The sequence below is a fragment of the Sediminibacterium roseum genome (assembly GCF_009939005.1).
GTDB lineage: Bacteria > Bacteroidota > Bacteroidia > Chitinophagales > Chitinophagaceae > Sediminibacterium > Sediminibacterium roseum.
The window spans coordinates 729,370-752,083 of record NZ_JAACJS010000015.1 but is presented as its reverse complement, the minus strand read 5'-3'; the positions used below and the strand labels follow the sequence as shown (position 1 = coordinate 752,083).

The 22,714-nt window shown below is 48.5% G+C and carries 23 protein-coding genes and 1 pseudogene; 8 read left to right on the top strand and 16 right to left on the bottom strand.

Annotated features, from left to right (window positions below):
• Window positions 1-3 precede the first annotated feature (3 nt).
• The gene (locus GWC95_RS14435) at window positions 4-219 is read right to left on the bottom strand and encodes a VF530 family protein (protein ID WP_161819424.1); all 216 of its coding nucleotides are present in this window, start codon (window positions 217-219) and stop codon (window positions 4-6) included.
• 72 nt (window positions 220-291) lie between these two features.
• On the opposite strand from GWC95_RS14435, the gene GWC95_RS14430 reads away from it, so the two are divergent.
• Complete coding sequence (locus GWC95_RS14430) at window positions 292-888, top strand: pseudouridine synthase (protein WP_161819423.1); 597 nt, start codon at window positions 292-294, stop codon at window positions 886-888.
• On the opposite strand, the gene GWC95_RS19795 is transcribed toward GWC95_RS14430, so the two are convergent.
• The 3 genes and pseudogenes from GWC95_RS19795 to GWC95_RS14420 form a co-directional block, all read right to left on the bottom strand.
• Window positions 885-1,121, bottom strand: a complete 237-nt coding sequence (locus GWC95_RS19795) for a hypothetical protein (RefSeq protein WP_237722257.1) — start codon at window positions 1,119-1,121, stop codon at window positions 885-887. The two genes, GWC95_RS14430 and GWC95_RS19795, sit on opposite strands and share 4 nt — an antisense overlap.
• Before the next feature lie 63 nt (window positions 1,122-1,184).
• A pseudogene (locus GWC95_RS19790) lies at window positions 1,185-1,397 on the bottom strand (ORF6N domain-containing protein); the annotation flags it as partial.
• A 164-nt stretch (window positions 1,398-1,561) separates the two neighbouring features.
• Complete coding sequence (locus GWC95_RS14420) at window positions 1,562-3,829, bottom strand: aconitate hydratase (protein WP_161819421.1); 2,268 nt, start codon at window positions 3,827-3,829, stop codon at window positions 1,562-1,564.
• A 248-nt stretch (window positions 3,830-4,077) separates the two neighbouring features.
• Here GWC95_RS14420 and GWC95_RS14415 point away from each other — a divergent pair, with 248 nt between their 5' ends.
• Window positions 4,078-4,299 (top strand): PspC domain-containing protein, encoded by a 222-nt coding sequence (locus GWC95_RS14415; protein WP_161819420.1) that lies wholly within the window; start codon window positions 4,078-4,080, stop codon window positions 4,297-4,299.
• Window positions 4,300-4,330: 31 nt separating this feature from the next.
• On the opposite strand, the gene kdsA is transcribed toward GWC95_RS14415, so the two are convergent.
• Window positions 4,331-5,155: a 3-deoxy-8-phosphooctulonate synthase gene (gene kdsA, locus GWC95_RS14410; RefSeq protein ID WP_161819419.1), complete on the bottom strand. Its 825-nt coding sequence runs from the start codon at window positions 5,153-5,155 to the stop codon at window positions 4,331-4,333.
• A 142-nt stretch (window positions 5,156-5,297) separates the two neighbouring features.
• Here kdsA and GWC95_RS14405 point away from each other — a divergent pair, with 142 nt between their 5' ends.
• Window positions 5,298-6,245: an NAD-dependent epimerase/dehydratase family protein gene (locus GWC95_RS14405; RefSeq protein WP_161819418.1), complete on the top strand. Its 948-nt coding sequence runs from the start codon at window positions 5,298-5,300 to the stop codon at window positions 6,243-6,245.
• Between the two features lie 120 nt (window positions 6,246-6,365).
• Here GWC95_RS14405 and GWC95_RS14400 read toward each other — a convergent pair whose 3' ends face one another.
• Window positions 6,366-7,106: a DUF3575 domain-containing protein gene (locus GWC95_RS14400; RefSeq protein ID WP_161819417.1), complete on the bottom strand. Its 741-nt coding sequence runs from the start codon at window positions 7,104-7,106 to the stop codon at window positions 6,366-6,368.
• Between the two features lie 34 nt (window positions 7,107-7,140).
• A complete protein-coding gene (locus tag GWC95_RS14395; protein WP_161819416.1) occupies window positions 7,141-7,551 on the bottom strand; it encodes an RrF2 family transcriptional regulator in 411 nt (136 codons plus the stop codon).
• A gap of 68 nt (window positions 7,552-7,619) precedes the next feature.
• Here GWC95_RS14395 and GWC95_RS14390 point away from each other — a divergent pair, with 68 nt between their 5' ends.
• Window positions 7,620-8,123 carry a hypothetical protein gene (locus GWC95_RS14390; protein ID WP_161819415.1) on the top strand — a complete coding sequence of 168 codons (504 nt, stop codon included), beginning with the start codon at window positions 7,620-7,622 and terminating at the stop codon, window positions 8,121-8,123.
• Window positions 8,124-8,142: 19 nt separating this feature from the next.
• Here the strand turns inward: GWC95_RS14390 and dapB are convergent, their stop codons facing one another.
• The 5 genes from dapB to GWC95_RS14365 form a co-directional block, all read right to left on the bottom strand.
• A complete protein-coding gene (gene dapB / locus GWC95_RS14385; RefSeq protein WP_161819414.1) occupies window positions 8,143-8,859 on the bottom strand; it encodes a 4-hydroxy-tetrahydrodipicolinate reductase in 717 nt (238 codons plus the stop codon).
• 84 nt (window positions 8,860-8,943) lie between these two features.
• Entirely contained in the window at window positions 8,944-9,639 is a 696-nt protein-coding gene (locus GWC95_RS14380; protein WP_161819413.1) for a DUF5683 domain-containing protein, read from the bottom strand.
• 6 nt (window positions 9,640-9,645) lie between these two features.
• On the bottom strand, window positions 9,646-10,569 hold the full coding sequence (locus tag GWC95_RS14375; protein ID WP_161819412.1) for a ParB/RepB/Spo0J family partition protein: 924 nt from the start codon (window positions 10,567-10,569) through the stop codon (window positions 9,646-9,648).
• A gap of 123 nt (window positions 10,570-10,692) precedes the next feature.
• A complete protein-coding gene (locus GWC95_RS14370) occupies window positions 10,693-11,493 on the bottom strand; it encodes a ParA family protein (protein ID WP_161819411.1) in 801 nt (266 codons plus the stop codon).
• A gap of 43 nt (window positions 11,494-11,536) precedes the next feature.
• The gene (locus GWC95_RS14365) at window positions 11,537-12,217 is read right to left on the bottom strand and encodes a metal-dependent hydrolase (protein WP_161819410.1); all 681 of its coding nucleotides are present in this window, start codon (window positions 12,215-12,217) and stop codon (window positions 11,537-11,539) included.
• Between the two features lie 276 nt (window positions 12,218-12,493).
• Between GWC95_RS14365 and GWC95_RS14360 the strand changes: the two genes are divergently transcribed.
• Window positions 12,494-13,741, top strand: a complete 1,248-nt coding sequence (locus GWC95_RS14360; protein ID WP_161819409.1) for a metallophosphoesterase — start codon at window positions 12,494-12,496, stop codon at window positions 13,739-13,741.
• 122 nt (window positions 13,742-13,863) lie between these two features.
• Window positions 13,864-14,457 carry a porin family protein gene (locus GWC95_RS14355; protein ID WP_202630297.1) on the top strand — a complete coding sequence of 198 codons (594 nt, stop codon included), beginning with the start codon at window positions 13,864-13,866 and terminating at the stop codon, window positions 14,455-14,457.
• A gap of 70 nt (window positions 14,458-14,527) precedes the next feature.
• On the opposite strand, the gene GWC95_RS14350 is transcribed toward GWC95_RS14355, so the two are convergent.
• Window positions 14,528-16,744, bottom strand: a complete 2,217-nt coding sequence (locus GWC95_RS14350) for a DUF4954 family protein (protein WP_161819408.1) — start codon at window positions 16,742-16,744, stop codon at window positions 14,528-14,530.
• A 27-nt stretch (window positions 16,745-16,771) separates the two neighbouring features.
• Complete coding sequence (glmS, locus tag GWC95_RS14345; protein WP_161819407.1) at window positions 16,772-18,610, bottom strand: glutamine--fructose-6-phosphate transaminase (isomerizing); 1,839 nt, start codon at window positions 18,608-18,610, stop codon at window positions 16,772-16,774.
• Between the two features lie 102 nt (window positions 18,611-18,712).
• Between glmS and GWC95_RS14340 the strand changes: the two genes are divergently transcribed.
• Window positions 18,713-19,312 carry a GNAT family N-acetyltransferase gene (locus GWC95_RS14340; protein ID WP_161819406.1) on the top strand — a complete coding sequence of 200 codons (600 nt, stop codon included), beginning with the start codon at window positions 18,713-18,715 and terminating at the stop codon, window positions 19,310-19,312.
• A 79-nt stretch (window positions 19,313-19,391) separates the two neighbouring features.
• Here the strand turns inward: GWC95_RS14340 and mgtE are convergent, their stop codons facing one another.
• Window positions 19,392-20,783 carry a magnesium transporter gene (gene mgtE, locus GWC95_RS14335; protein ID WP_161819405.1) on the bottom strand — a complete coding sequence of 464 codons (1,392 nt, stop codon included), beginning with the start codon at window positions 20,781-20,783 and terminating at the stop codon, window positions 19,392-19,394.
• Window positions 20,784-20,934: 151 nt separating this feature from the next.
• Between mgtE and GWC95_RS14330 the strand changes: the two genes are divergently transcribed.
• Window positions 20,935-21,315, top strand: coding sequence for an SET domain-containing protein (locus tag GWC95_RS14330; protein WP_161819404.1), 381 nt, complete (start codon window positions 20,935-20,937; stop codon window positions 21,313-21,315).
• A gap of 83 nt (window positions 21,316-21,398) precedes the next feature.
• Here GWC95_RS14330 and GWC95_RS14325 read toward each other — a convergent pair whose 3' ends face one another.
• Window positions 21,399-22,679: a TolC family protein gene (locus tag GWC95_RS14325; RefSeq protein ID WP_161819403.1), complete on the bottom strand. Its 1,281-nt coding sequence runs from the start codon at window positions 22,677-22,679 to the stop codon at window positions 21,399-21,401.
• Window positions 22,680-22,714 lie beyond the last annotated feature (35 nt).

Genomic DNA, 22,714 nt, shown 5'->3' with positions numbered 1-22,714 from the left:
TGGTTATTGGATCATCCGCAGGTAGAGTTCTTCCACCTTCTTCCTGGCCCATGGCGTTTTACGCAGGAATTTCAAACTCGATTTGATACTGGGATCGCTGTTGAAACAATTGATGCGGATGTGTTGCCCCAGGTCCTCCCAACCCAAATGCGAAACCAGCTCGGTAAGGATCATCTCGAGCGTTTTGCCGTGTAGCGGGTCGTTCGATTTTTGTTGCATGCATACGAAGGTAGCGCACTTAAATTATATTGTACCACCACAGCAGATGCATGTTTTGATTAATTTGCTGGTATGACCCCGCACCGGTATTTTGTTTTGAACAAACCCTACAACATGGTCTCGCAGTTTGTGAGTCCGCACAACGTTCGCCTGCTCGGTGATCTTGGTTTTGACTTTCCCGAAGGCACGCATGCCATCGGGAGGCTCGATAATCAATCGGAGGGGCTGCTTCTGCTTACTACCAATCAAAAAATTACCCGCCTGCTCTTCCAGGGAGAAAGACCGCATGTGCGCACCTACATGGTGCAGGTAAAGAACAGGGTGAGCAACGAGAACCTGCAAAAGTTAAAGAACGGGATCGGCATCAGCGCAAAAAACGGCGGAACGCATTTTACGGGGGTTTGCGATGTGTCCATAATGGAACCCCCGGCAAACCTGTTTTCATCGGGGTATGAATTGCGGGAAGGGGTTGAAAACACCTGGCTGCGGATCAGCCTTACCGAAGGAAAATTTCACCAGGTGCGTAAAATGGTCGGGGCCATTCACCACAAATGCAAAAGACTCATCAGGGTTTCCATTGAGGACCTCGGGTTGGATGGCTTGTTACCCGGGGAGGTTCGCGAAGTAAGCGAAGAAGATTTTTTCAGGAAACTAAGGTTGACGCACTAGCCCTGTTTGTTGAACCCGATCCTTGGCCGGTTTTTGAGGTAATCGTCTTCTTCCTGTTTTCTGTCGACCAGGTAATTAAGCACTTCATTGATCTCCCTGAATTGTTCTTCATTGTTTTCCTCAAGTAGTGCAAGCCTTTCTGCCAGTTCTTTGTATTGGGCCGCTACATGTCTCAATTGGATGAAGGCTCTTATAATAAAAACGTTGGTGTCTACGGCTGTTTCTGACTTCAAGATCCCAGCCAGCATTGCAACCCCATGCTCGGTAAAAGCGAATGGACGCTTACGAAGGCCTCCCCAACTTGAAGTCACAATTTGTGACTTCAAGTTTCGGAACTCAGTTTGCGAAAGCTGAAACATGAAATCGGAAGGGAATCTCCTGCTATTCCGTTTAACCGTTTGGTTAAGTACCTTCGTTTCCACATTATATAAAATAGCAAGATCAAAATCAAGTATTACTTTTTCTCCCCTGATCTCCAATATCTTTCGTTGTATAATTGACGCGTCCATTTTTTCAGGGAAAGATAAGATACCTGAAAAATATTTTTATCGATTAATACGGGTAGAAAATACCTGTTGAATTAATAAGTGCCTAGACGGTTGAAACGACATTTTTATGAAAAAAAAAGAACCTGCTACAAACAGGTTCTTTAGAAGTCTTTAGAAGGAAACAATTATCCCGCCACCTGCTTCCTGATAATATTCAAAGCCGCGCCTGCTTTAAACCATTCGATCTGCTGTTGGTTGTAAGTGTGCTGCACCTGTATCACGTGCCTGCTGCCATCTGCATGGTTCAGCGTTAACGTGAGCGGTGTGCCCGGTGCAAACGTGGTGAGGCCATTGATATCTATGGTATCGTCTTCGAGAATTTTATCGTAATCGGTTTTATCAACAAAGGTCAGCGCGAGCATACCTTGTTTTTTCAGGTTGGTTTCGTGGATACGTGCGAACGATTTCACCAGTATGGCGCGAACACCGAGGAAACGTGGTTCCATAGCTGCGTGCTCGCGTGAACTTCCTTCGCCGTAGTTTTCATCTCCCACCACGATGCTGCCCACACCCGCTGCTTTGTAAGCGCGTTGCGTTGCAGGTACAGGGCCGTATTCGCCGGTGAGCTGGTTTTTTACATTGTCTGTTTTTTCATTGAAGAAATTCACCGCACCGATCAGCATGTTGTTGCTGATGTTGTCGAGGTGGCCGCGGAACTTCAACCATGGACCGGCCATACTGATGTGGTCGGTTGTACATTTTCCTTTTGCTTTGATGAGGAGTTTCAATCCTTTCAGATCGGTACCTTCCCATGCATCAAAAGGAGCGAGGATCTGGAGGCGCTTGCTCGCAGGATCAACCGCAACCGTTACACCGCTTCCATCTACCGCCGGCGCCTGGTAGCCAGGGTCGTCTACTGCAAATCCTCTCACCGGCAATTCATACCCTGATGGGGCGTCGAGTTTTACCTGTTCGCCTTTGTCGTTGGTAAGCGTGTCTGTGAGCGGGTTAAAATTCAGGTCACCCGCAATGGCCAATGCCGTTACCAGTTCCGGCGATCCTACAAAAGCAAATGTATTCGGGTTGCCGTCTGCTCGTTTTGCAAAGTTCCTGTTGAAACTATGCACGATGGTATTTTTTTCCTTCTTCTCCGCACCCACACGGTCCCACATACCGATACACGGCCCGCAGGCATTTGCAAAAACTTTTGCGCCGATGTTGTTGAACTCATCGAGAAAACCATCCCTCTCCACCGTAAACCGCACCTGCTCCGATCCGGGCGTGATGGTGAACTCGCTTTTCAAACTGAGACCTTTTGCCTTTACCTGTTTTGCAAGGCTTACTGCGCGACTGATGTCTTCGTAAGAACTGTTGGTACAGCTGCCGATCAGGCCCACTTCAATTTTGGTTGGCCAGCCGTTTGCAGCGGCGGCTTCTTTCATTTTTGAGATTGGGGTCGCAAGGTCTGGTGTAAACGGCCCGTTCAGATGGGGTTCGAGCTGGTTGAGATCGATCTCGATCACTTCATCGAAATATTGGGTCGGGTCTTCGTACACTTCTTTATCGGCATTGAGGTAGCTGGCGATCGCGTCTGCGGCGGTTGCAATTTCCTCGCGGCCGGTTGCTTTCAGGTAGCGGCTCATGCTTGCATCGTAACCAAAGGTAGACGTGGTTGCACCGATCTCGGCACCCATGTTACAGATGGTTCCTTTACCGGTGCAGCTCATGCTTGTTGCACCTTCACCGAAATATTCAACGATCGCACCGGTTCCGCCCTTAACGGTGAGGATGCCGGCAACTTTCAGGATCACATCTTTGGGAGCGGTCCAGCCATTGAGTTTACCGGTGAGTTTCACACCGATCAGTTTGGGCCATTTCAGTTCCCATGGCAATCCTGCCATCACATCACAGGCATCGGCACCGCCCACACCAATGGCGATCATCCCGAGGCCACCCGCATTAACGGTGTGCGAATCCGTACCGATCATCATACCCCCCGGGAAAGCATAATTTTCAAGCACCACCTGGTGAATGATGCCCGCACCCGGTTTCCAGAACCCGATGCCGTATTTATTGGAAACAGAAGCAAGAAAATCGTACACTTCTTTGCTCTCCATATTGGCCACCTGCAGATCCTGTTTGGCCTCCACTTTCGCGGTGATCAGGTGGTCGCAGTGTACGGTAGACGGAACGGCCACCTTGGGCCTGCCCGCCTGCATGAACTGGAGCAGGGCCATCTGTGCGGTAGCATCCTGCATGGCAACGCGGTCCGGCGCAAAATCAACATAACTTTTGCCGCGCTCAAACGAGGCGGCTTTATAATCAGCATGCACGTGTGCAAACAATATTTTTTCACTCAAAGTAAGCGGCCTCCCCAGTGTTTTACGGGCTGCATCCACTTTCGCGGGCATTTCGGCGTATACCTTTTTGATCATTTCAATGTCAAAAGCCATAAACTATCAATTTTAATTCTTAAAAAAGGGGCACAAAGGCTGGTGTTTGTCCGGCATTTGTTTTTCATGGCATCGTCCCTTGTGTCACTCACTTCAGCTTTTGGTACTATTTTGAGTCAAAAAAGACGTGCAGGTGCCGCGAATTTACGAAAAACAGGCGGCGCTAAAAAATGGTTTTACACTTTTATAGACCGATTTCCTAAATTGCAGGAGAAATGCGCTCCCCCCGCATCGTAAACCAGTGAGCTATGCAAAAGATCAGGGAATTTCTTGAATTGAACGCCTTTGGCGTTTGTGCCAAAATAGGCGAAAAACTGGGTATTGCCTCTTCGCGTATCCGTTTGTGGTTCATCTATATTTCTTTTCTCACGTTAGGATCGCCTGTTATATTATACATGATCCTCGCATTCTGGATCAATATCAAAAACTACATCCTTGCGGGCAAAAGAAACCCGTTGCGGAACTGGTAGGTAATCACCCGCCGGCCCCAAACTTTCAACGCTACACCACCGCTTTCCTCAGTTTCACCAGTTTCTCGAGCAGCCCCTCGAGCAGGTCGAGGCGGAGCATGTTGGCGCCATCGCTAAGGGCGCAGGAAGGGTCGGGGTGCGTTTCAATAAACAATCCATCCGCACCCGTTGCAATGGCCGCACTCGCAACGGTTCCGATGAGTTGCGGGTTACCGCCCGTTACGCCGGAGGTCTGGTTGGGCTGCTGGAGCGAATGCGTGCAATCCATGATCACCGGCACGCCTATTTCTTTCATCCAGGTGATGTTGCGGTAGTCAACCACGAGATCCGTGTATCCGAACGTGTTGCCCCGTTCCGTAAGCATTACTTTTTCATTGCCTGCTTTTTTGATTTTGTCTGCCGCAAATTTCATCGACGGCCCGCTGAGAAACTGTCCTTTTTTCACGTTCACGATCTTCCCCGTTTCCGCTGCGGCCACCAAAAGGTCTGTCTGCCGGCATAGAAACGCAGGTATCTGTAAAATATCAATAAACGGGGCCGCCATCGCCGCTTCCTCGTGCGCGTGTATATCCGAAGTGGTGGGGAGGTTGAAAGCTTCACCCACTTTTTTGATGAGCGACAAACCATTGTCGTCGCCAATACCCGTAAAAGAATTTGCGCTCGTCCGGTTTGCCTTGCGGTAGCTTGCTTTGAATACGTATGGAACCTCGAGGCGCTTGCAGATAGAAGAAACTTTATGGGCCACTTCCATCACCAGTTCTTCATTCTCTACCACGCATGGACCGGCGATGAGAAAGAAATGATCGGGGTTGTACGATTGGTCCTTGAAAAGATCCTGCAGGAATGATGGAAGCATATTTTTGATTTAGGAATGGCAAAGCTAAAGAAAAGAAACAAGAGCGGGAGGTACAACGGCGTTCAGTTGGCGGCGGGTAAAGGTTGTCTTGTGTGCCTGTATTCTTCCTTCCTGTCCCTTACATTTGCAAAAACGATTGCCAATGTCTGTTAACAAAGATAAAATACTCGTAATCGGCGCTTCGGGCCAGATTGGCGTGGAGCTTACGATGGCCCTGCGCAAACAGTATGGGAATGCCAACGTGATCGCCTCCGACCTGCGCGAGCAGAATCCCCTGCTCGAAGGCACGGGCCCCTATGTGAGTCTTGATGTGATGAACAAGGAAATGCTGCATGTACAGGTCATCCGCCAGAACATCACGCAGATCTACCTGCTTGCTGCTATTTTGTCCGCCACCGGCGAAAAAAATCCGAACCTCGCGTGGCACCTGAACATGCAGGGTTTGTTAAATGTGCTCGACATTGCCCGCGAAGAAAAATTACACAAGGTATACTGGCCAAGCAGTATTGCTGTGTTTGGGCCAACGTCTCCTAAAAAGAATTGTCCGCAACAAACCATCATCGAACCCTCTACCGTTTATGGCATCAGTAAATATGCCGGTGAATTCTGGTGCAACTATTACCACAACAGGTATGGTGTTGATGTACGCAGCATCCGTTACCCGGGGCTCATCAGTTACAAATCCGAACCCGGTGGTGGCACTACCGATTACGCTGTGGCCATTTTCCACGAGGCGCTTGAACACAAGGCATATAAATGTTTCTTGTCGGAAGACACCTATCTTCCCATGATGTATATGCCGGATGCCATCCGCGCCACACTCGAGCTGATGAATGCACCATCGGAGAATATCAAGGTGCGCACATCGTATAATATTTCAGGAATGAGCTTCTCGCCCAAAGAGATCGCTGCAGAAATAAGCGGGCATGTTCCGGGTTTCAAGATTTCTTACGAGCCAGACTACCGCCAGGAGATCGCCAACAGCTGGCCACAAAGCATCGACGACAGCGTTGCTGCAAACGACTGGGGATGGAAACCTGAATTCGATCTGAAAAAAATGACTGCGGATATGTTTGAGAACCTGCGATAGTTGTGATGGCAAACCTCATGCTTTTGCTGCAAACGAATAGTCAATAAAAAACGCGCATCCATTGATGCGCGTTTTTTATTGCGGTTTTACTGCTGATTATTCACGATCGGTTACCCGAACTTAGAACCGGAAACCGATACCAATATTCGCCCTCACACCTGCCCATGGGCCGTCTGTTTTAATCTGGGCGCCACTGCCATTAACGGTGTAGGTAAATTTGAAAGGATCTGCTTTGATGTCTTTCAAACTTTGGTTCAATGCATTTTGCTCGTCGCTGTTAAGTGTGGTTGCAAAGTTCAAGTCTCCCTTGCTTGTACCGTAGTGGCCGCCGAGCAATTGGAGATCGAGCACAAATTTGCTTGCGAGCTGGATCTGCCAACCGATCATCAAACCCGGGCTGGTTGATTTTACTTTCCCAACAAAGTTGGCCTCTTTGCTGAAGCTTTGGCCTGCAGTAGGCCCGCTTGTAGAAGTGTACGTGTATTTCACCGGTGTGCTCAAATCGAAGTTTGCGAAGCGCAGGTAAGGAGCGATGTAAAATCCTCTCATACCGCCTTTGCCGAGGTAGATCCTTCCCTCAACGGTCCAGGCAGTGTTGCCCATCTGGAAATTGCTGAAGTTGATATCATCACTCTCAATGGCTTTTTCGAGCTGGCTCTTGAAGGGGACATCGCCTTTTGGCATGGTACGGTAACTGAGGGAAAGGGTAACGCGTTTGGCGATCACTCTTTCATAAGTGAAGTGGTAGTTCTTCAAAGCGAGTGAGCCAATGTTCCAGCGGATCACGTTCTTGCCACCGATCAGGCTCTGTGCTCCCGCGAACATAGGCAGGCATAGAAGAATAACAATAATTCTTTTCATGGTTTTTGTTTTGATTTTGATATTTGGGTGTTTATTATTTTGCTACCAGGTCGTACACCGTTTTGTTTTCCAGGACCTCGAGCATATTGTCGCGTACCTGTATCATAACCCTGTTCAGCCCGCATTTTTTTTCATCGCAGTCTTTACAGCGTTCGTAAAAATTGAGGCTCACGCAGGGGAGAAGTGCAATGGGCCCCTCGATCAGCCGCATTACCTGTGCAAGGCGGATGTCTTTGGGATCAACATTAAAAAAATAACCGCCGCCCTTGCCTTTCTTGCTTTCGAGCAACCCGGCTTTCCTGAGTTCCAGCAAAATATTTTCGAGGAACTTGAGGGGGATCTTTTTTTTCTTTGCGATCTCTGCTATCAGTACGGGCCCGTCTTTTTTCCGCTCAGCGATAAATGTGAGGGCCTTGAACGCATATTGTGTTTTCTTAGATAGCATGATTTTTGTATCATTAACACGGCGAAGGTCGTTTTTCGCCGGATTAATTCACAAATAAAGTACTAAAAATGCGAAAGTTAGTTCAATTTTCAATCTTATTATTGGCCGGTAACCTGTTTTTCACCGCTGTTTCGGCTCAATTGCCCAAGGCGCTTGCTTTCGGCAACTTTACCTACGCAAATACCGGTGGCGATTTCAAGAATTATTCCAATTATGGCATTGGGTATGAAATAGGCGGTGGCGTGGGTCTTGGTAAAACCATGATCATGGGTTCGGTTGGAAGCATTCGTTATAATATCCCGGGATCAACCACGGGTTCGCTTGCAGGCAAGGGACATGTAAATGTTACGCCCATCAAAGTTGGCATCAGGCAATACCTGTTGCTCGGCCTCTTTCTTAACGGCAACCTGGGTCTTGCCACCGGCGGCGGCGAATCGCCGGTACTTTATGAACTGGGCGCCGGCGCCAAACTTGGTTTCTTCGAAATCGGTGCGGCTTACTCGGGATACAAAGTGTATGGCTATACCAACAATGCGGTATTGTTCAAGGGTGGGATCGCGATCAAGATATAGCAGGATGCTTGCGGCCGGGTCACAATCCCAATACATCCTTCATTCCAAACACTCCTTTCTTTCCCGGGGCAAATTCTGCAGCAAGTACGGCGCCGCCGGCGAAACCGATGCGGTTGTGGGCGGTATGGATGATCTCTATATCATCTACCATGGATGAATATTTTATTTTGTGGGTGCCCGGCGCCGGGTCGATCCGTTCCGACACGATCGAAAGCTCTTCCGCAATATCGGTTGGCTGGTTTACCCAGCGTTTTTTCGCCGGGTTGTTCAGTAAGATCTGTTCCGCCAGCGTGATCGCCGTTCCGCTCGGCGCATCTTTTTTCTGCGTGTGGTGGATCTCTTCCATCGATACATTGTAAGACGGATAGTCTTTCATCAATGCCGCCAGCCTTGTATTCAATTCAAAAAAAAGGTTCACGCCAATGCTGTAATTGCTTGCATAAACCAGGGTTCCGTTCTGTTGTTCGCAATACTTTTTTGCATCTTCAAAATGTTCGAGCCATCCCGTAGAACCACACACTACCGGCACACCCAGCTCCAGGCATTTCATCACATTCGCAAAGGCACTGTGCGGGCCGGTAAATTCGATGGCCACATCGGCTTTTGAAATATTTTCTTTGTTGAGGTCGGCCGCATTGTCAACATCGATCTTCAAAACGATGTGATGCCCTTTTCCCAAAGCAATTTCTTCAATGGCCCTGCCCATTTTTCCGTAACCGATGAGTGCTATGTTCATGCTGTCATTTTATTTTTCCTGTATGGTGTGTTGAATGGCGCGCAATGGCTTACCCTTCACATCCCTGTTCACGAAGATAATACATCAACGCACAACCACTGTTGCCTTTCGGGTCGGGGGTTTGAGGTTAAGCGTGAGGCCGAGCCCGGGCGTCCGGGTAACGGGACTGAAGGTAGGAGTGATCTCCATGGAGAGGTCGCTGCTTACGTCGAACTGGTTGAGGTGGCCAAATACGGTGGCGTCTGCAACCTGTAGTCCCCACGCGAGCAGGAACCACAACACCGCGTAATCGCGGCCCTGGCGGAATGCATTGCGGTACGATTGGTAGCTGTTGATACTGAGCAGGGAGCCGTCCTGGTTCTTGATCGATTTATCGATCTGCTTTACAAGGTTTGTATCGCCCCCGTTCTGGTAGGCATACAATGCTTCGTAAGCGAACTTTGTTTTTTTATAATAACTGTTGTTGTAAAAATACAGTACGGTAGGAATGGAAATGATCCCGTACACGATAGGGATCTTCCAGTATTGTTTGTTGTAGGCCTGCCCCCAGCCCGGCAATATCGCCGACCGCAGCGTTGCTTTTTTTGGATCGAATTTTTTGCGCGCCGAATCTCTTTTGGCGGTTGCGGTCTTCCTGGCAGAATCTTTAATGAGGTCTACGGAATCCCTGTTTGCAAAAGAGTTGGCGGATGTGAGGGCTTTCTTATCGTCCTGCGCATGGCCTGTATGAACACAGCATGCACAGATGATCAATAATATGAGAAGCCTGTATGATTTCATGTAAGATTAGCTCACGGTAACATTCATTGCATCCAGTATCTTATTCAGTTCTTCCAATGAAAAATATTCGATGGTGATGCTGCCATAACCTTTTTTGTTATGGATCATCTTTACTTTGGTAGAAAAGTGCGAAGCTAAATTATCCTCAATTTTTTTGTATGCGGGTGGCAGATCGGATTTTACGGAAGATTTAACAGCGCCCGGCTTATCCGCTTTGTACATGTTCCGAACCAGCTCTTCGGTTGCCCTTACGCTGAGTTCTTTTTGTTTGATCTCGTTGTAAACAAACAATTGCTTGTCGATCGTGTCAATATTAACCAATGCCCTTGCATGTCCCATGCTCAATGATCCATTGCGCACGGCAAGCTGTATGTCGGGTGGTAATTTCAAAAGCCGGATGTAATTGGTAACGGTGCTTCTTTCCTTTCCCATTCTTTCGGCCACCTGTTCCTGCGTGTAGGAGAGTTCGTCCATCATGCGTTTGTAACTCAACGCCACTTCAACAGCATTGAGGTCTTCGCGCTGCAGGTTTTCGAGCAGGGCGAGTTCGAGCAACTGCTGGTCGTTTGCCTGGCGTATGTACGCGGGCACATCTGTTAAGCCCGCGATCTTCGAAGCCCTGAAGCGGCGTTCACCCGCGATCAGCTGGTACTTGCCGTTTGCCAGTTTTGAAACGGTAAGCGGTTGAATGATGTCGTGTATCTTAATGGAAGCAGCCAGCTCGTTCAAAGCAGTTTCATCAAAATCGCGTCGCGGCTGTTTGGGGTTTACCTGTATGTCTTTTAAGGCGATGCGGCTGGTTGTAGTGGCCTGTTCAACCACATCTGTCTTCAGAGAGCCTGCCGTATTCTTCAGGTCCGAATCGATATTCTGCAACAAAGAGCGGAGCCCTTTCCCGATGAGGTCCTTGTTCTGTTTAGGAGTAGTCATTGTAATCTGTAATTGATAATTGTTAATCGATAATTGGCCACTAACAATTTCTAACCGTAAAGAGTAACAACGCGAACTGTCAATTACCGATTATCAATTATTAATTTAACCATTATCAATTCATTATTCTATAATTCTCTCTTGGTTCGACATTTTCGTCATCCCGTTGTTCTGTAAAATCTCTTTTGCGAGGTTGAGGTAATTTACGGCGCCCTTGCTTTCCGCGTCGTACAACACTACCGGTTTGCCAACGCTCGGGGCCTCGCTTAACCTGGTATTCCGGTGGATGATGGTATCGAAAACCATATCATCGAAATGCCTTCTTACTTCGCTCACCACCTGGTTACAAAGGCGAAGACGGCCATCGTACATGGTCATCAGGATGCCTTCTATCTGCAGGTCGGGGTTGAGCCGGCTTTGTACGATCTTGATCGTGTTCAGCAATTTTCCAAGCCCTTCCAGCGCAAAAAATTCGCATTGTACCGGAACGATCACGCTGTCGGATGCAACCAGTGAATTTACCGTGATCAGGCCGAGCGACGGTGAGCAATCGATGATGATAAAGTCGTACCTGTCGCGCACCGCATCCAGGATCCCTTTCAGCACATTTTCGCGGTTCGGGTAATTGATCATTTCAATTTCCGCACCAACCAGGTCGATGTGCGATGGAATGATATCGAGGTTGGGCACATCGCTTTTCAGGATCACGTCTGCGGCCTGAACATTGTTCACCATGCAGTCGTACAAACTGTTGGTGATGTTGTGCAGGTCGAAGCCCACGCCCGTGGTACTGTTTGCCTGCGGGTCGGCATCAACCAGCAATGTTTTGAACTCGAGCACAGCGAGACTGGCCGCTACGTTGATAGCTGATGTTGTTTTACCTACCCCGCCTTTTTGATTGGCTACGCCGATGATTCTTGCCATTTTTATCCCCCTGGGCCCCTGGAAGGGGTTTTGTTTAAATATTTTAGAGTTCTATCGTTTCTGAAATAGACGGCAATAATAACTTCTTTCCCGCTTTTTCAAACGACTGTTTTGCTTCTTCTTTGTTTATTTTGATAAAACCGAATGTATCGTAGTGCACGCCAACAACGGTGTTGCAGGCGATGAAATCAGCGGCGCGAACCGCATCCGCCACATCCATCGTAAAATTATCCCCGATCGGGAGGATGGCGAAATCGAGTTTGGCCCAGGTGGGTATGAGCTGCATATCGAGCGTGAGCGCAGTATCGCCCGCATAATAAAACGTGCCCTCACCGGTGGTAAAAATAAAACCCATCGGGTTGCCGCCGTAGCTGCCATCGGGCAAACCGCTGCTGTGCTGGGCCACAACACATTTTACCGTTCCGAAATCAAAGTTCCATTTGCCGCCCGTGTTCATCGGGTGCGTATTGGTGATCCCGTTCTTGCTGAGCCATTCGGTTATTTCCCAGCTGGCCACCACTTTACAGCCCGTGCGCCCGGCAATACTGATGCAATCCGCCGTATGGTCGTTGTGCCCGTGGGAAAGAAAGATGTAATCGGCTTCTATCGAATCAACCTGTACGTCTTTGGCCAGCTCGTTGTACGTAATGAAGGGATCGAACAGGATCTTTTTTCCTTTGATCTCCACGCCAAAACAGGAATGTCCGTAATAGGTCAATTTCATAAACGGCCACTTTCTTTTGAAAGTCGTCAAAAATACGGTTTAGGGAAGATGTGGCGAAAGAATTGTTGCAAAGCAACGGGTTCAGAACCATTAAGTACGGTTTTAGCCAGGACGGGTGAATTTTTCAGACTGCCCCGGCAGCCCCGCCGTTTTATGGAATTGTTCTTTATAACCGATCCAGGGACTGCTTTGATGGTAATCCGAACGTCCTACCCCGTACTTTTACAATAATCCGGTACCACAGCCGTCTACTAATAACACATAAACGATCATTTGATGAGAAATGCAAGCACCTGGTGGATCATAGCAGCGATCATGTTCCTCCTTGATCTCTATGTTTTCCAGGCTCTACGTACCGTAACGCAGAATGCAAACGAGCGTATGCGTACGATCATTCATGTAAGCTATTGGGTCGTTTCCGGGCTCACATTGCTGGCGTTGCTGGCTTTTCCGTATATCTACACTTTGCAGACCTCGAAGCTCTTCCGCAACTATGTATTTGCGATACTGGTGGGGTTGTTTTTTGCGAAACTGGTGGGGGTGGTGTTTTTCGTGGCCGACGATCTCCGCCGGGGATCCATCTTCCTGCTTGGTAGACTGCTGCCCGACACGGGCGCGCGCTTTATGGGCGAAGGGAACTCGATCCCGAGGTCCACATTCCTCAGCTGGCTGGGGCTCGGATTGGGCGGCGGGCTTTTCGGCACGCTGATGTATGGGTTCAGCAACAAGTATAAATACCAGGTAAAAAAGCTTAAACTCGAATTCGCGGGTCTCCCTGCCTCGTTCAAGGGGTTAAAGCTCGTTCACATCAGCGATATACACAGTGGAAGTTTCCAGAACAAAGCCGCGGTAAACCGGGGGGTTGATATGATATTGGCCGAAAAACCCGATCTCATTCTTTTCACCGGCGATCTTGTGAACGACCGTGCCGAAGAAATGACCGAATACATGGACGTGTTCAACCGCCTCAAGGCCCCGATGGGTGTTTACAGCTCATTGGGAAACCACGATTACGGGGATTATGTTTCGTGGCCATCGCCGCAGGCAAAAAAAGAGAACCTCGAGAGCCTTAAGCAGGTGCATGCCAACCTGGGCTGGCGCCTGCTGATGAATGAGCATGTACTGCTTACCCGCAACAACGAGCAGATTGCCCTGTTGGGCATCGAGAACTGGGGCGCAAAAGGCCGTTTTCCCAAATACGGTAAAATGCATGAGGCATACCCCGGCACAGAGAACATCCCTTTCAAAATATTACTGAGCCACGACCCCAGCCATTGGGATGCGGAGGTGAAACCCAAATATCCCGACATCAACCTTATGCTTGCCGGTCATACCCACGGTATGCAATTTGGCCTGGAGAACCCTTATTTCAAGTGGAGCCCCGTACAGTGGATGTACAAACAATGGGCGGGTTTATACCAGGACGGAAATCAAAAACTCTATGTAAACCGCGGCTACGGCTTTATCGGTTACCCGGGCAGGGTGGGGATCCTGCCGGAGATCACGGTGATCGAGTTGGTTTAGGAACCGTGGCAATGAACGGGTCTTGCCGGTCATCAAAAAAATCAACCGAAACCTGTAAAGACCGAACCCGGCGTGGATTCTGGCACGGTCATTGGAAATAGCTAGTAAAACAAATCAATTGTATGAAGAAAGTAGTTTTGTCAGTTTTGGTACTGATCGCAGTTGCATCGGTATCACAGGCACAGGGTATCAGGCTGGGCGTTAAAGTTGGTGGAAACCTCAACAAGATCTCGGGCCAGTCGTTCAACGATGGTTTTGATTTTTCTTACCATGCCGGTGGATTTCTCGAAATCGATTTCAATAAAAAATGGGGGATCCAACCCGAGGTATTGTTCAGCCAGACAACTTCCAAGCCCTCTAATTTTAAAACCGTTTATACAACGGCAGTTAACCCGACCCTCAGCGGAGACGATAAAGTAAAGCTCAATTACCTGAGCATTCCTTTGTTGCTGCGTTACAACGTGGGCAGTATCCTTTCGTTGAATGCCGGGCCGCAGTACAGCATCTTGCTGAACAACAACAAGAACCTGCTGCAAAATGGCCAGGACGCTTTTAAAGACGGAGACTTTGCACTGGTAGCCGGTGCCCAGCTCAATTTCAAGATACTTCGTATCTACGGCCGTTATAACATCGGGCTGCAAAACATCAACGACATCGACAACAAAGACAAATGGACGAACCAGCAGATCCAGTTGGGACTTGGCCTGCGGTTTTAACCCGGATTTTTTAGCAACACATAGAAATACGAAGTACGGATCTTAATTCCCGTACTTCGTATTTGTGTTTCTATTTGGTTTTGAATTTCTTTCTTAACGCCGCTACCTCGGCTTTGAATTCTTTTAGTTCTTCGATCTGGTCGTTGATAAAGCCGTTGTCGCTTAATTTCCCCAGTACGGTGTTCATTTCGCCGGTATTTTCATATACCATTTTGCGGTAAGGGTTCTGGTAGTCTTTTTCCCTTGCGTCTTTGATCCCTTTGGTGATCCATTCTTTCGTGGCCACTGCGCCGTTCAGGAGGTTGGCAAATTGATGGGTATCTATTTTTTTCAGGTTGATGCCTGTGATCTCCGCCAGTGAAGCAAGTGCATGTTTTAATTTCTGTTGCGGGTATTTTTCTCCCTGCGCCGTATAAAATTCATGGATCGCATCCCATGATTTTATTTTTCCTGTTTTGATCCTTTCTTTCAGTAACGCAATATCATCTGCCGGCACCAGTTGCCCGCCAATGTTCATCCATTCTGTTCTCGCCGCTTTCGACGGGAGCGCCGACCTCAATTCCTCCAGCGAAGCGATCTTGTTTTCCCTGATGAGCGAAAGCAACTGCAGCGTTCCATAATAGATCACCAGTTCTTCGTAGATCCGGTACGCAGGCAATGTTTTCAGCAATACCGTTTTGCGCTTGCTGTTTTCCACGCCATCCATCGTGATCTCCAGGTCGTTAACGATCCTGTTGTTGCTTTTCAATAAATATTTTCCCGCGGCCTGATCGTCGGCAAACTTTTGTTCGTTGTTTCCTGCAAGCCTGTAGGCCTTGCCAGTGGCGGTTTCCAGCAGGCTGAGCGAGGTAAAGATCTCGTTTACCGTATCCGGCGCGAGAAAATCGTATTCGAGCAATTGTATTTTTTCCGTGCGTTTGTCCCTGTCTACATACTTCCACGAGTTACGCGCGAGCGCATACAGGTTATAGAGGAACCAGTATCCTGGCATGATGGTGAGCCTGTCTTTACTCACATCGTTGCTCACCAATGCAAACGGGAAGCTGATGTCGAGTTCCGCTGGATAATCGCCTTTGCTTAAAATGGTAAAGCTTGCAAACCTTGAATTGTGTTTCAGGCTCACACACAAACCCGGCCAGAATCCGCGCCCGGTAATGATCTCGCCATCTGCGCTCCTGCTGTTGTGGTTGGAGCCGATGGTGGCGCCTGCGGCGATGTTGCTCTGCCCCATCACCAACGCCGCACACAAAAAAGAATTGTTGTGGTGCTGCTCATGCGCAGGGAAAATCAGCGAATTCAAAACTTCGCAGCAAGAAATGGTTGCATTGTTGCCAAGGTAAGAGTTGATCAGCCTTGCGCCATACTTCAGTTGCGAATGCGATGCCATGATAAAACGGACGGCCTTCACACCATAAAACAACCTGCACCCGAAACCAATGATGCCATTCACGATTTCGCAACCCTCGCCAATCTGCGTTCTTCCTTCGGCACCGGAATTAACGGTGAGGTTCTTGAGCTTGTTTGCACCTTTGAAATAAGCATCCGTTCCCACCCACACGTCTTTGATGATCTTGCAGTTCTTGATCACGGTCCTGTCGCCGATCTTTCCGTAATACCCGCGCCTGTTGTCAAATTTCTGTTCGGTAAATTGTTTGAATTTATCCTGCAGCACTTTGTCGTTCCTGAAGCGACTCCACAGAAAGGCATCGCCTGCGAGCATGCCGTTGAACGGCATTACTTTCCTTCCCGTGTTTTCATTGCACAACTCAACCCAGATGCGCACATTTTCCGGTTCGCCCTCTTTGATAATGCCGTTGCCGAACTTGGCGTGGTTGGTGGTTACCAGTTCGTTCACATTGGTAATGATCACTTCGCTGCCGATGATGTAATGCGATAGATAACTTACGTTATCGATCACCACATTGTCGCCAAAATCGCAACTGATGATGGTGGAATTGTACAAACCCACCGGTGTTTTCAGATCGCTGAACCCCAGGCAAAAAGGCTCCAGCTTCCCGATGCGCACCAGCCCGTAGAACTTGCAGTTCTTTACCAGCTCGGCGTTGAATGCATCGGATACGAGAATGTTGTTCCAGTTATCGCTTGTGTTGCCGTTGCGCACAAGCATTTCTATTTCGTAAGCAGACAGCTGGCGGTAGTTGATGCCGTTCCTGATCTGCATATTGCGCAGGTAAAATTCGTCTTTGCCTTTTGGCAGGTAAGGCGCTTTGACGAAATCGTAACCCAAATCATCCAAAGGCGTTTTACTTATGATATTCTGCAGCATCTGTATTTTTTTTAGCCGTTTAAACGTTTATTCAACGGTTACGCTTTTGGCCAGGTTGCGTGGTTTGTCAACATCAAGCCCTTTTGCCAGGCCAACATAATAACTCAGCAATTGTAAAGGAATAACGCTCAGCAAGGGTGCGATGGCCTCATCGGCATCGGGCACCAGCATTACATCGTCTGCCATTCCTGGGATCACATCATCGCCTGCCGTGGCAACACAGATCACTTTTCCCTTGCGTGCCTTGATCTCCTGTACGTTTGAAACGATCTTCTGGTAATAGGAATCTTTTGTTGCCACAAACACAACCGGCAACTGGTCGTCTACCAGGGCGATCGGCCCGTGTTTCATTTCTGCGGCAGGGTATCCTTCTGCGTGTATGTAAGAAATCTCTTTCAGCTTTAATGCGCCCTCGAGCGCGATGGGGAAATTGTATCCCCGGCCCAGGAAAAGAAAATCGGAAGCGTCTTTGTATTTTTTTGCAATGCGTTCGATGGCGGATGTGTCTTTCAGGATCTCTTTTACTTTTTCCGGAACAGCTTCCAGCTCAACCAATAAATGCTGGTAACGCGTTTCGTCGATCGTTCCTTTTGCAAAACCGATCTTGAGCGCCATCATGGTAAGTACGGCCAACTGGCCTGTAAATGCCTTGGTGCTGGCAACACCGATCTCTGGTCCGGAGTGTGTGTAGGCGCCTGCATGACTCAGCCTCGAAATACTGCTGCCAACGGCATTCACCACGCCGAAGATAAAGGCGCCGTTTTCCTTCGCGCTTTCGAGGGCCACCAGCGTGTCTGCGGTTTCCCCGCTTTGGGAGATGGCGATGATCACATCTCCTTTGTGCACCACCGGGTTGCGGTAGCGGAACTCAGACGCGTACTCAACCTCAACCGGGATGCGGCACAATTCCTCGATCAGGTATTCAGCAACCAGTCCTGCATGCCAGCTCGTTCCGCAGGCAACAATGATGATGCGCGGTGCGTTGATGAATGCGTCCAGATGGTTCTCCACACCACTCATCATGATCTGCCCGCTTTGCGCAAGCAATCTTCCGCGCAGGCAATCAAAAATGGTATCCGGCTGTTCGTGGATCTCTTTCAGCATGAAATGATCGTAACCGCCTTTCTCGATCCGCGCCAGTTCCATATCGAGCCGGGTGATGAAGGGTGTTTGTTTTTCGTTGCCGAGATTCTTTAAGATCAGTTCATCGGGTTTTACGATGGCGATTTCGTAGTCGTTTACATACACCACTTCTTTGGTGTATTCGATAATGGGAGAAGCATCGCTTGCCAGGAAATGCTCGCCTTTGCCAATGCCGATCACCAGCGGGCTACCCTTGCGAGCCGCTATAATGGTTTCGGGATCATCGGCGGAGATCAGCAAAATACAATAGGCGCCCACTACACGTTTCAAGGCAATGCGCAACGCTTCTTCTACGCTGCAGTTGTTGTTGATCTTGATGTCTTCGATAAAATTCAGCAACACTTCCGTATCCGTATCGCTGTTAAAGGTGTAGCCTTTAGAAGTAAGTTCCTGTTTGAGCTGCGTATAGTTCTCGATGATGCCATTGTGTATCATCGCAAGCGCTCCACTCTGCGATTGATGCGGGTGTGCATTGCGGTCGCTCGGCTCCCCATGCGTCGCCCATCGTGTATGCCCGATGCCGATATGCGAATGAAGATCCTTACCGATCACATGCTCCTCCAGCTCACTCACTTTTCCCTTCTTCTTGAACACATTGAGTTTGCCGTCGTTCAACAAGGCAACACCGGAGCTGTCGTAACCGCGGTATTCCAAACGCTTGAGCCCTTTGATGACCACCGGGAACGCTTCCCTTGGGCCTGTATAACCTACAATTCCGCACATAGTATTTTGATAAGTTGAATAAACTGCAAGATTAAATTAATTTGCGTAAAACCGCCGTGGTATTAAACGCGCAAACAGCTTTTAAAATTATAATTTTTGAAAATGAAAGATCAATTCGACCCTTCGGCAGAATATGTGTTGGAAGATGATTGCGTTTTATTGCGTCCTTTGACCGAAGAAGACTGCAATAATCTGCTGTTATTTTCATTGAATGAACCGGAGATCTGGAAGTTCTCGCTGGTTAGGGTAGCGGGTGAAGAAAACCTCAGAAACTATATTCGCACTGCATTACAGGGCCGTAAAGATGCAAAGGAGTATCCATTTATCGTGTTCGACAAGCGCACGCAGGAATTTGCAGGAAGTACGCGTTTCTACGATATTCAACTTTCTCAAAAAACTTTGCAGCTTGGTTATACCTGGTACGGAAAAAAATTCCAGGGAACGGGCCTTAACAAGCATTGTAAATACCTTTTACTGCAATTTGCCTTCGAACAGGGCGGATTCGAACGTGTAGAGTTCCGGGCGGATAACAACAACCAAAGAAGCATCGCCGCTATGAAAAGCATCGGTTGCACGGTTGAAGGGGTACTGCGCAGCAATACGATTAAAGCAGATGGCGGAAGACGCGACAGTATTGTGCTGAGCATTTTGAAAGATGAATGGGAGGGTGGGGTGAAGGAACGGTTGTATGCGCGGCTTTGATCTTTAATTGTTGTTGTTGGTCAGCGAACAACAACGGCCAAGGCCAAAGTCTTCGATCGGCAACAAGTAAAATAACTGCTTACAAAAGAAATCCCGACAGGAACAAATACGCAAAACTAAAATAGATGATCAACCCGGTTACATCAACCAGTGTGGCCACAAACGGCGCGGAAGAAACTGCGGGATCGGCGCCGAGTTTTTTGAGGAGGATGGGAAGCATGGAACCCGACAGCGTTCCCCACAATACAACTCCCACCAGTGAAAAGCCCACCGTGCCCGCGATCCGCATCCAGTAGGGGCCATACATCTCCGGCGCAACGGAATGCCATACCACCACGCGGATAAAACCGATGAACCCGAGTACAAGTCCCAGCAAGAGTCCGCTGCTGATCTCCCTGCGCAGTACGCGCCACCAGTCGGCAATGGTGATCTCGCCAACGGCCATCGCCTGGATGATCAGGGTAGACGCCTGCGAACCGCTGTTGCCACCGCTTGAAATGATCAACGGTACAAACAATGCCAGCACCACCGCCTTGGCAATATCGTGTTCGAAATAACCCATCGCAGTTGCAGTGAGCATTTCGCCCAGGAACAACACCACCAGCCAGCCGATGCGCTTGCGGAATAATTTTACAAGCGGAATGTCAAGGTAAGGCTCGTTCAATGCCTCGGTACCTCCCATCTTCTGCATGTCTTCACTGAACTCTTCGTTCGCAACCCACAACATGTCATCGATGGTAACGATACCCAGCAGTATGTTGTTGTCGTCTACAACCGGCAAGGCCACGCGGTTGTTCATTTTAAAAACCTGGCTCGCATGTTCCTGGTCGTCGTTTACATTGAGCGAAACATAACGGCCATCGATGATCTCGTCGATTCTTTTTTCCGGTGAAGCAAGGATCACATCGCGGATCCTGATGTCGTCTATCAACTGGCCATACTGGTCTATCACGTAGATCACATCAATGGTCTCACTGTTCTTGGCATGTTTCCGGATGGTCTCAAAAACATCACTCACGGTATTGTGCAGGTACACATAAACATAATCGGGCGTCATCAAACGGCCAACGCTGTCTTCCGGGTATCCAAGCAGGGAGAGTGTGATCTTTCGTTCTTCGGGATCAAGCAGCTTGATCAGGTCGCGTATCGCTGCTTTCGGTAATTCTTCCAGGAAGTCGGTACGGTCATCGGCCGGCAACTCATTCAGCAGTTCCGCTGTTTTGGAAGAGGGGAGCTCTTTTACAATATCGCGCTGCTGCGCAATATCAAGGATCTTGAAAACACTGGCCGCACGGTGTATCGCCATATTGGCAATGATCTGGGCTTCGTAATCAGGGTATTCATTGATGAGGTCTGCCACGTCGCTTATATTCTGGTCGTCCAGGAACTCCCGGATCTCCAGTTTATCTTCCTGCGCTATCAGTTGCTCAAACTGCTCGAATATGTTGGGTTGATCGATATCGAGTGACATGGCGCAAATTTAATCAGTAATTGTTAATTAACGGCCAGGAATTAGTGGTGCATTTATTGCCTTGTACCCTCCTGAAAAAAGGCTCCCGCAATATTTCTTCCGTTTTCCATATTCAAATTCGATATTCGGTGTTCAATATCGATGTTCGCTTATGATCCTCCCCGTTTTATTCATTGCCCCATCCGATTTTCGTGGCAGGGGTGTTTACACTTCCGAACCCATACCAAAAGGTACCGTTATAGAAATAGCGCCCGTGCTCGTGCTGAGCAAGGATGAAAGGGCAGCCGTTGAAACAACAAGTCTTTACAATTATATTTTTGAATGGGACGACGCCGGCGGCGCCTGCGTTGCATTGGGATATGTGTCTATTTACAATCATTCCTATCATTCCAATTGCGAGTACGATATGGATTATGAATCGCAGCTCATCACGATACGAACCGTAAGGCCGGTTGCGAAGGGCGAAGAGCTTTTCATCAACTACAATGCGGATGCGGATAATGAAACACCCGTATGGTTTGAAGCAAACTGATGCCGTTTTCCTGCGCAGCAACTTGTGCAAACAAAAAGCGGATCAAACAGATCCGCTTCTCAAATTGACTGTATTTTTTCCCATTACCAATACTGGTAGCCGATCAACCTGGTCAATTCCAATTTCGCCAAACACAATTGGTACTCGTACTGCAATTTTGTAAGCGCCGCACGCTGCACGTTCGTACTTGCATTGGTGATCTCCAGGTTCGTTCCCGTTCCGCTTTTCAAACGGTTGGTGGCAAGCACCTGTGCGCTTTGCGCCTGTTCCGTCTGGCCCTGTGTGTTCTTGATCCTGTCAAGGTTGGTGGCGATATCTGTAAGCGCCTGCTCAATGTCTTTTTTATAAGTGCTGCTCAATGTTTCTACCGCCAGTTCGTTTTGTTTGATGATGTTGCGCTGCAGTTTCTGCTGCTGTTTGTTCTTGCCGCCATTGTAAATGGGGATAGACAATGCCACTCCCGCCGTGTAATTGAAACGCATGTCTGAAATATAGGGCAGGTACCCGTTCTTGATGCCCGCGGCTCCTTTCAGCCCTACCGTTGGCTTATCGGCAAGCTTTGTGATCTCAAGATCGCTCTGCGCCTGTTTGATCCTGTCTTTGGCCAGCACAAAATCAAGATTGCTTGTCTGCGCCGTACCCAGTGCGCTGTTGGCGTCGGTGAGATTGATGTCGAAATCAAAACTCTTTCCCGTGCTTTGTTTTGTACCCGTGGTATATTCCAGCAGGTTGAGTTGTTTCTGGAGATTGTTCTGCAGGTCAACCTTCCTGTTTTCTTCATTGTCGATAGAGGCTTGTATGTTGAGCAGGTCTATCTTCAAGGCCGTTCCGTTTTTCAACTGGCTCTCCACGATCTTTTTGTTCTCGTTCAGAAAATTGAGTACGCTGTCCTGTATACCCATCGCTTTCTTCAGATAAACGATATTGTAATATACCGTTGCCACCTGGTAGGCGAGCTGGGCTTTTACGTATTCAACATTGTGCTTTGCATACGCGAGGTCGTCTTTTGAACGGTTGATGTTTGCCTGTAACCTTCCAAAATCAAACAACGGGTAAGTGGCATTCACCGCACCGTTGAAATTGTGCACCGGCGCAAACTGGATATCGGTTCCATTGATGGGCACCACAATTTTAGGCTGTACAAAAGCATACGATGCATCGCCGGTAATATCCGGCGATTTGTTCAGTTGTGTCAGCGCCAGTTTTTCCTGCGCGGTGGTGATCGTGTTTTCCACTTCTTTTACTTTGGGGAAATAGCTGAACGACTGCCCGATCAATGATTTCAGTTCGTTGTTAACATTCACCTGCGCATCGGCGAGTACCGCGGTTGCGAGTGTAAACATTGTGATCAGTATCTTTTTCATTTTATATAAATTCTGCTGTATAGAAATTCAATAAC

Excerpts from the sequence above, each read along its gene's own strand:
- mgtE (WP_161819405.1), bottom strand. The coding sequence starts at position 20,783 with ATGTCACTCGATATCGATCAACCCAACATATTCGAGCAGTTTGAGCAA.
- glmS (WP_161819407.1), bottom strand. The coding sequence starts at position 18,610 with ATGTGCGGAATTGTAGGTTATACAGGCCCAAGGGAAGCGTTCCCGGTG.
- kdsA (WP_161819419.1), bottom strand. The coding sequence starts at position 5,155 with ATGCTTCCATCATTCCTGCAGGATCTTTTCAAGGACCAATCGTACAAC.
- GWC95_RS14395 (WP_161819416.1), bottom strand. The coding sequence starts at position 7,551 with ATGCTATCTAAGAAAACACAATATGCGTTCAAGGCCCTCACATTTATC.
- GWC95_RS14420 (WP_161819421.1), bottom strand. The coding sequence starts at position 3,829 with ATGGCTTTTGACATTGAAATGATCAAAAAGGTATACGCCGAAATGCCC.
- GWC95_RS14390 (WP_161819415.1), top strand. The coding sequence starts at position 7,620 with ATGCGAAAGTTAGTTCAATTTTCAATCTTATTATTGGCCGGTAACCTG.
- GWC95_RS14370 (WP_161819411.1), bottom strand. The coding sequence starts at position 11,493 with ATGGCAAGAATCATCGGCGTAGCCAATCAAAAAGGCGGGGTAGGTAAA.
- GWC95_RS14430 (WP_161819423.1), top strand. The coding sequence starts at position 292 with ATGACCCCGCACCGGTATTTTGTTTTGAACAAACCCTACAACATGGTC.
- GWC95_RS14405 (WP_161819418.1), top strand. The coding sequence starts at position 5,298 with ATGTCTGTTAACAAAGATAAAATACTCGTAATCGGCGCTTCGGGCCAG.
- GWC95_RS14325 (WP_161819403.1), bottom strand. The coding sequence starts at position 22,679 with ATGAAAAAGATACTGATCACAATGTTTACACTCGCAACCGCGGTACTC.
- GWC95_RS14380 (WP_161819413.1), bottom strand. The coding sequence starts at position 9,639 with ATGAAATCATACAGGCTTCTCATATTATTGATCATCTGTGCATGCTGT.
- GWC95_RS14355 (WP_202630297.1), top strand. The coding sequence starts at position 13,864 with ATGAAGAAAGTAGTTTTGTCAGTTTTGGTACTGATCGCAGTTGCATCG.
- GWC95_RS14330 (WP_161819404.1), top strand. The coding sequence starts at position 20,935 with ATGATCCTCCCCGTTTTATTCATTGCCCCATCCGATTTTCGTGGCAGG.
- GWC95_RS14350 (WP_161819408.1), bottom strand. The coding sequence starts at position 16,744 with ATGCTGCAGAATATCATAAGTAAAACGCCTTTGGATGATTTGGGTTAC.
- GWC95_RS14375 (WP_161819412.1), bottom strand. The coding sequence starts at position 10,569 with ATGACTACTCCTAAACAGAACAAGGACCTCATCGGGAAAGGGCTCCGC.
- GWC95_RS14435 (WP_161819424.1), bottom strand. The coding sequence starts at position 219 with ATGCAACAAAAATCGAACGACCCGCTACACGGCAAAACGCTCGAGATG.
- GWC95_RS14340 (WP_161819406.1), top strand. The coding sequence starts at position 18,713 with ATGAAAGATCAATTCGACCCTTCGGCAGAATATGTGTTGGAAGATGAT.
- dapB (WP_161819414.1), bottom strand. The coding sequence starts at position 8,859 with ATGAACATAGCACTCATCGGTTACGGAAAAATGGGCAGGGCCATTGAA.
- GWC95_RS14400 (WP_161819417.1), bottom strand. The coding sequence starts at position 7,106 with ATGAAAAGAATTATTGTTATTCTTCTATGCCTGCCTATGTTCGCGGGA.
- GWC95_RS14365 (WP_161819410.1), bottom strand. The coding sequence starts at position 12,217 with ATGAAATTGACCTATTACGGACATTCCTGTTTTGGCGTGGAGATCAAA.
- GWC95_RS14415 (WP_161819420.1), top strand. The coding sequence starts at position 4,078 with ATGCAAAAGATCAGGGAATTTCTTGAATTGAACGCCTTTGGCGTTTGT.
- GWC95_RS14360 (WP_161819409.1), top strand. The coding sequence starts at position 12,494 with ATGAGAAATGCAAGCACCTGGTGGATCATAGCAGCGATCATGTTCCTC.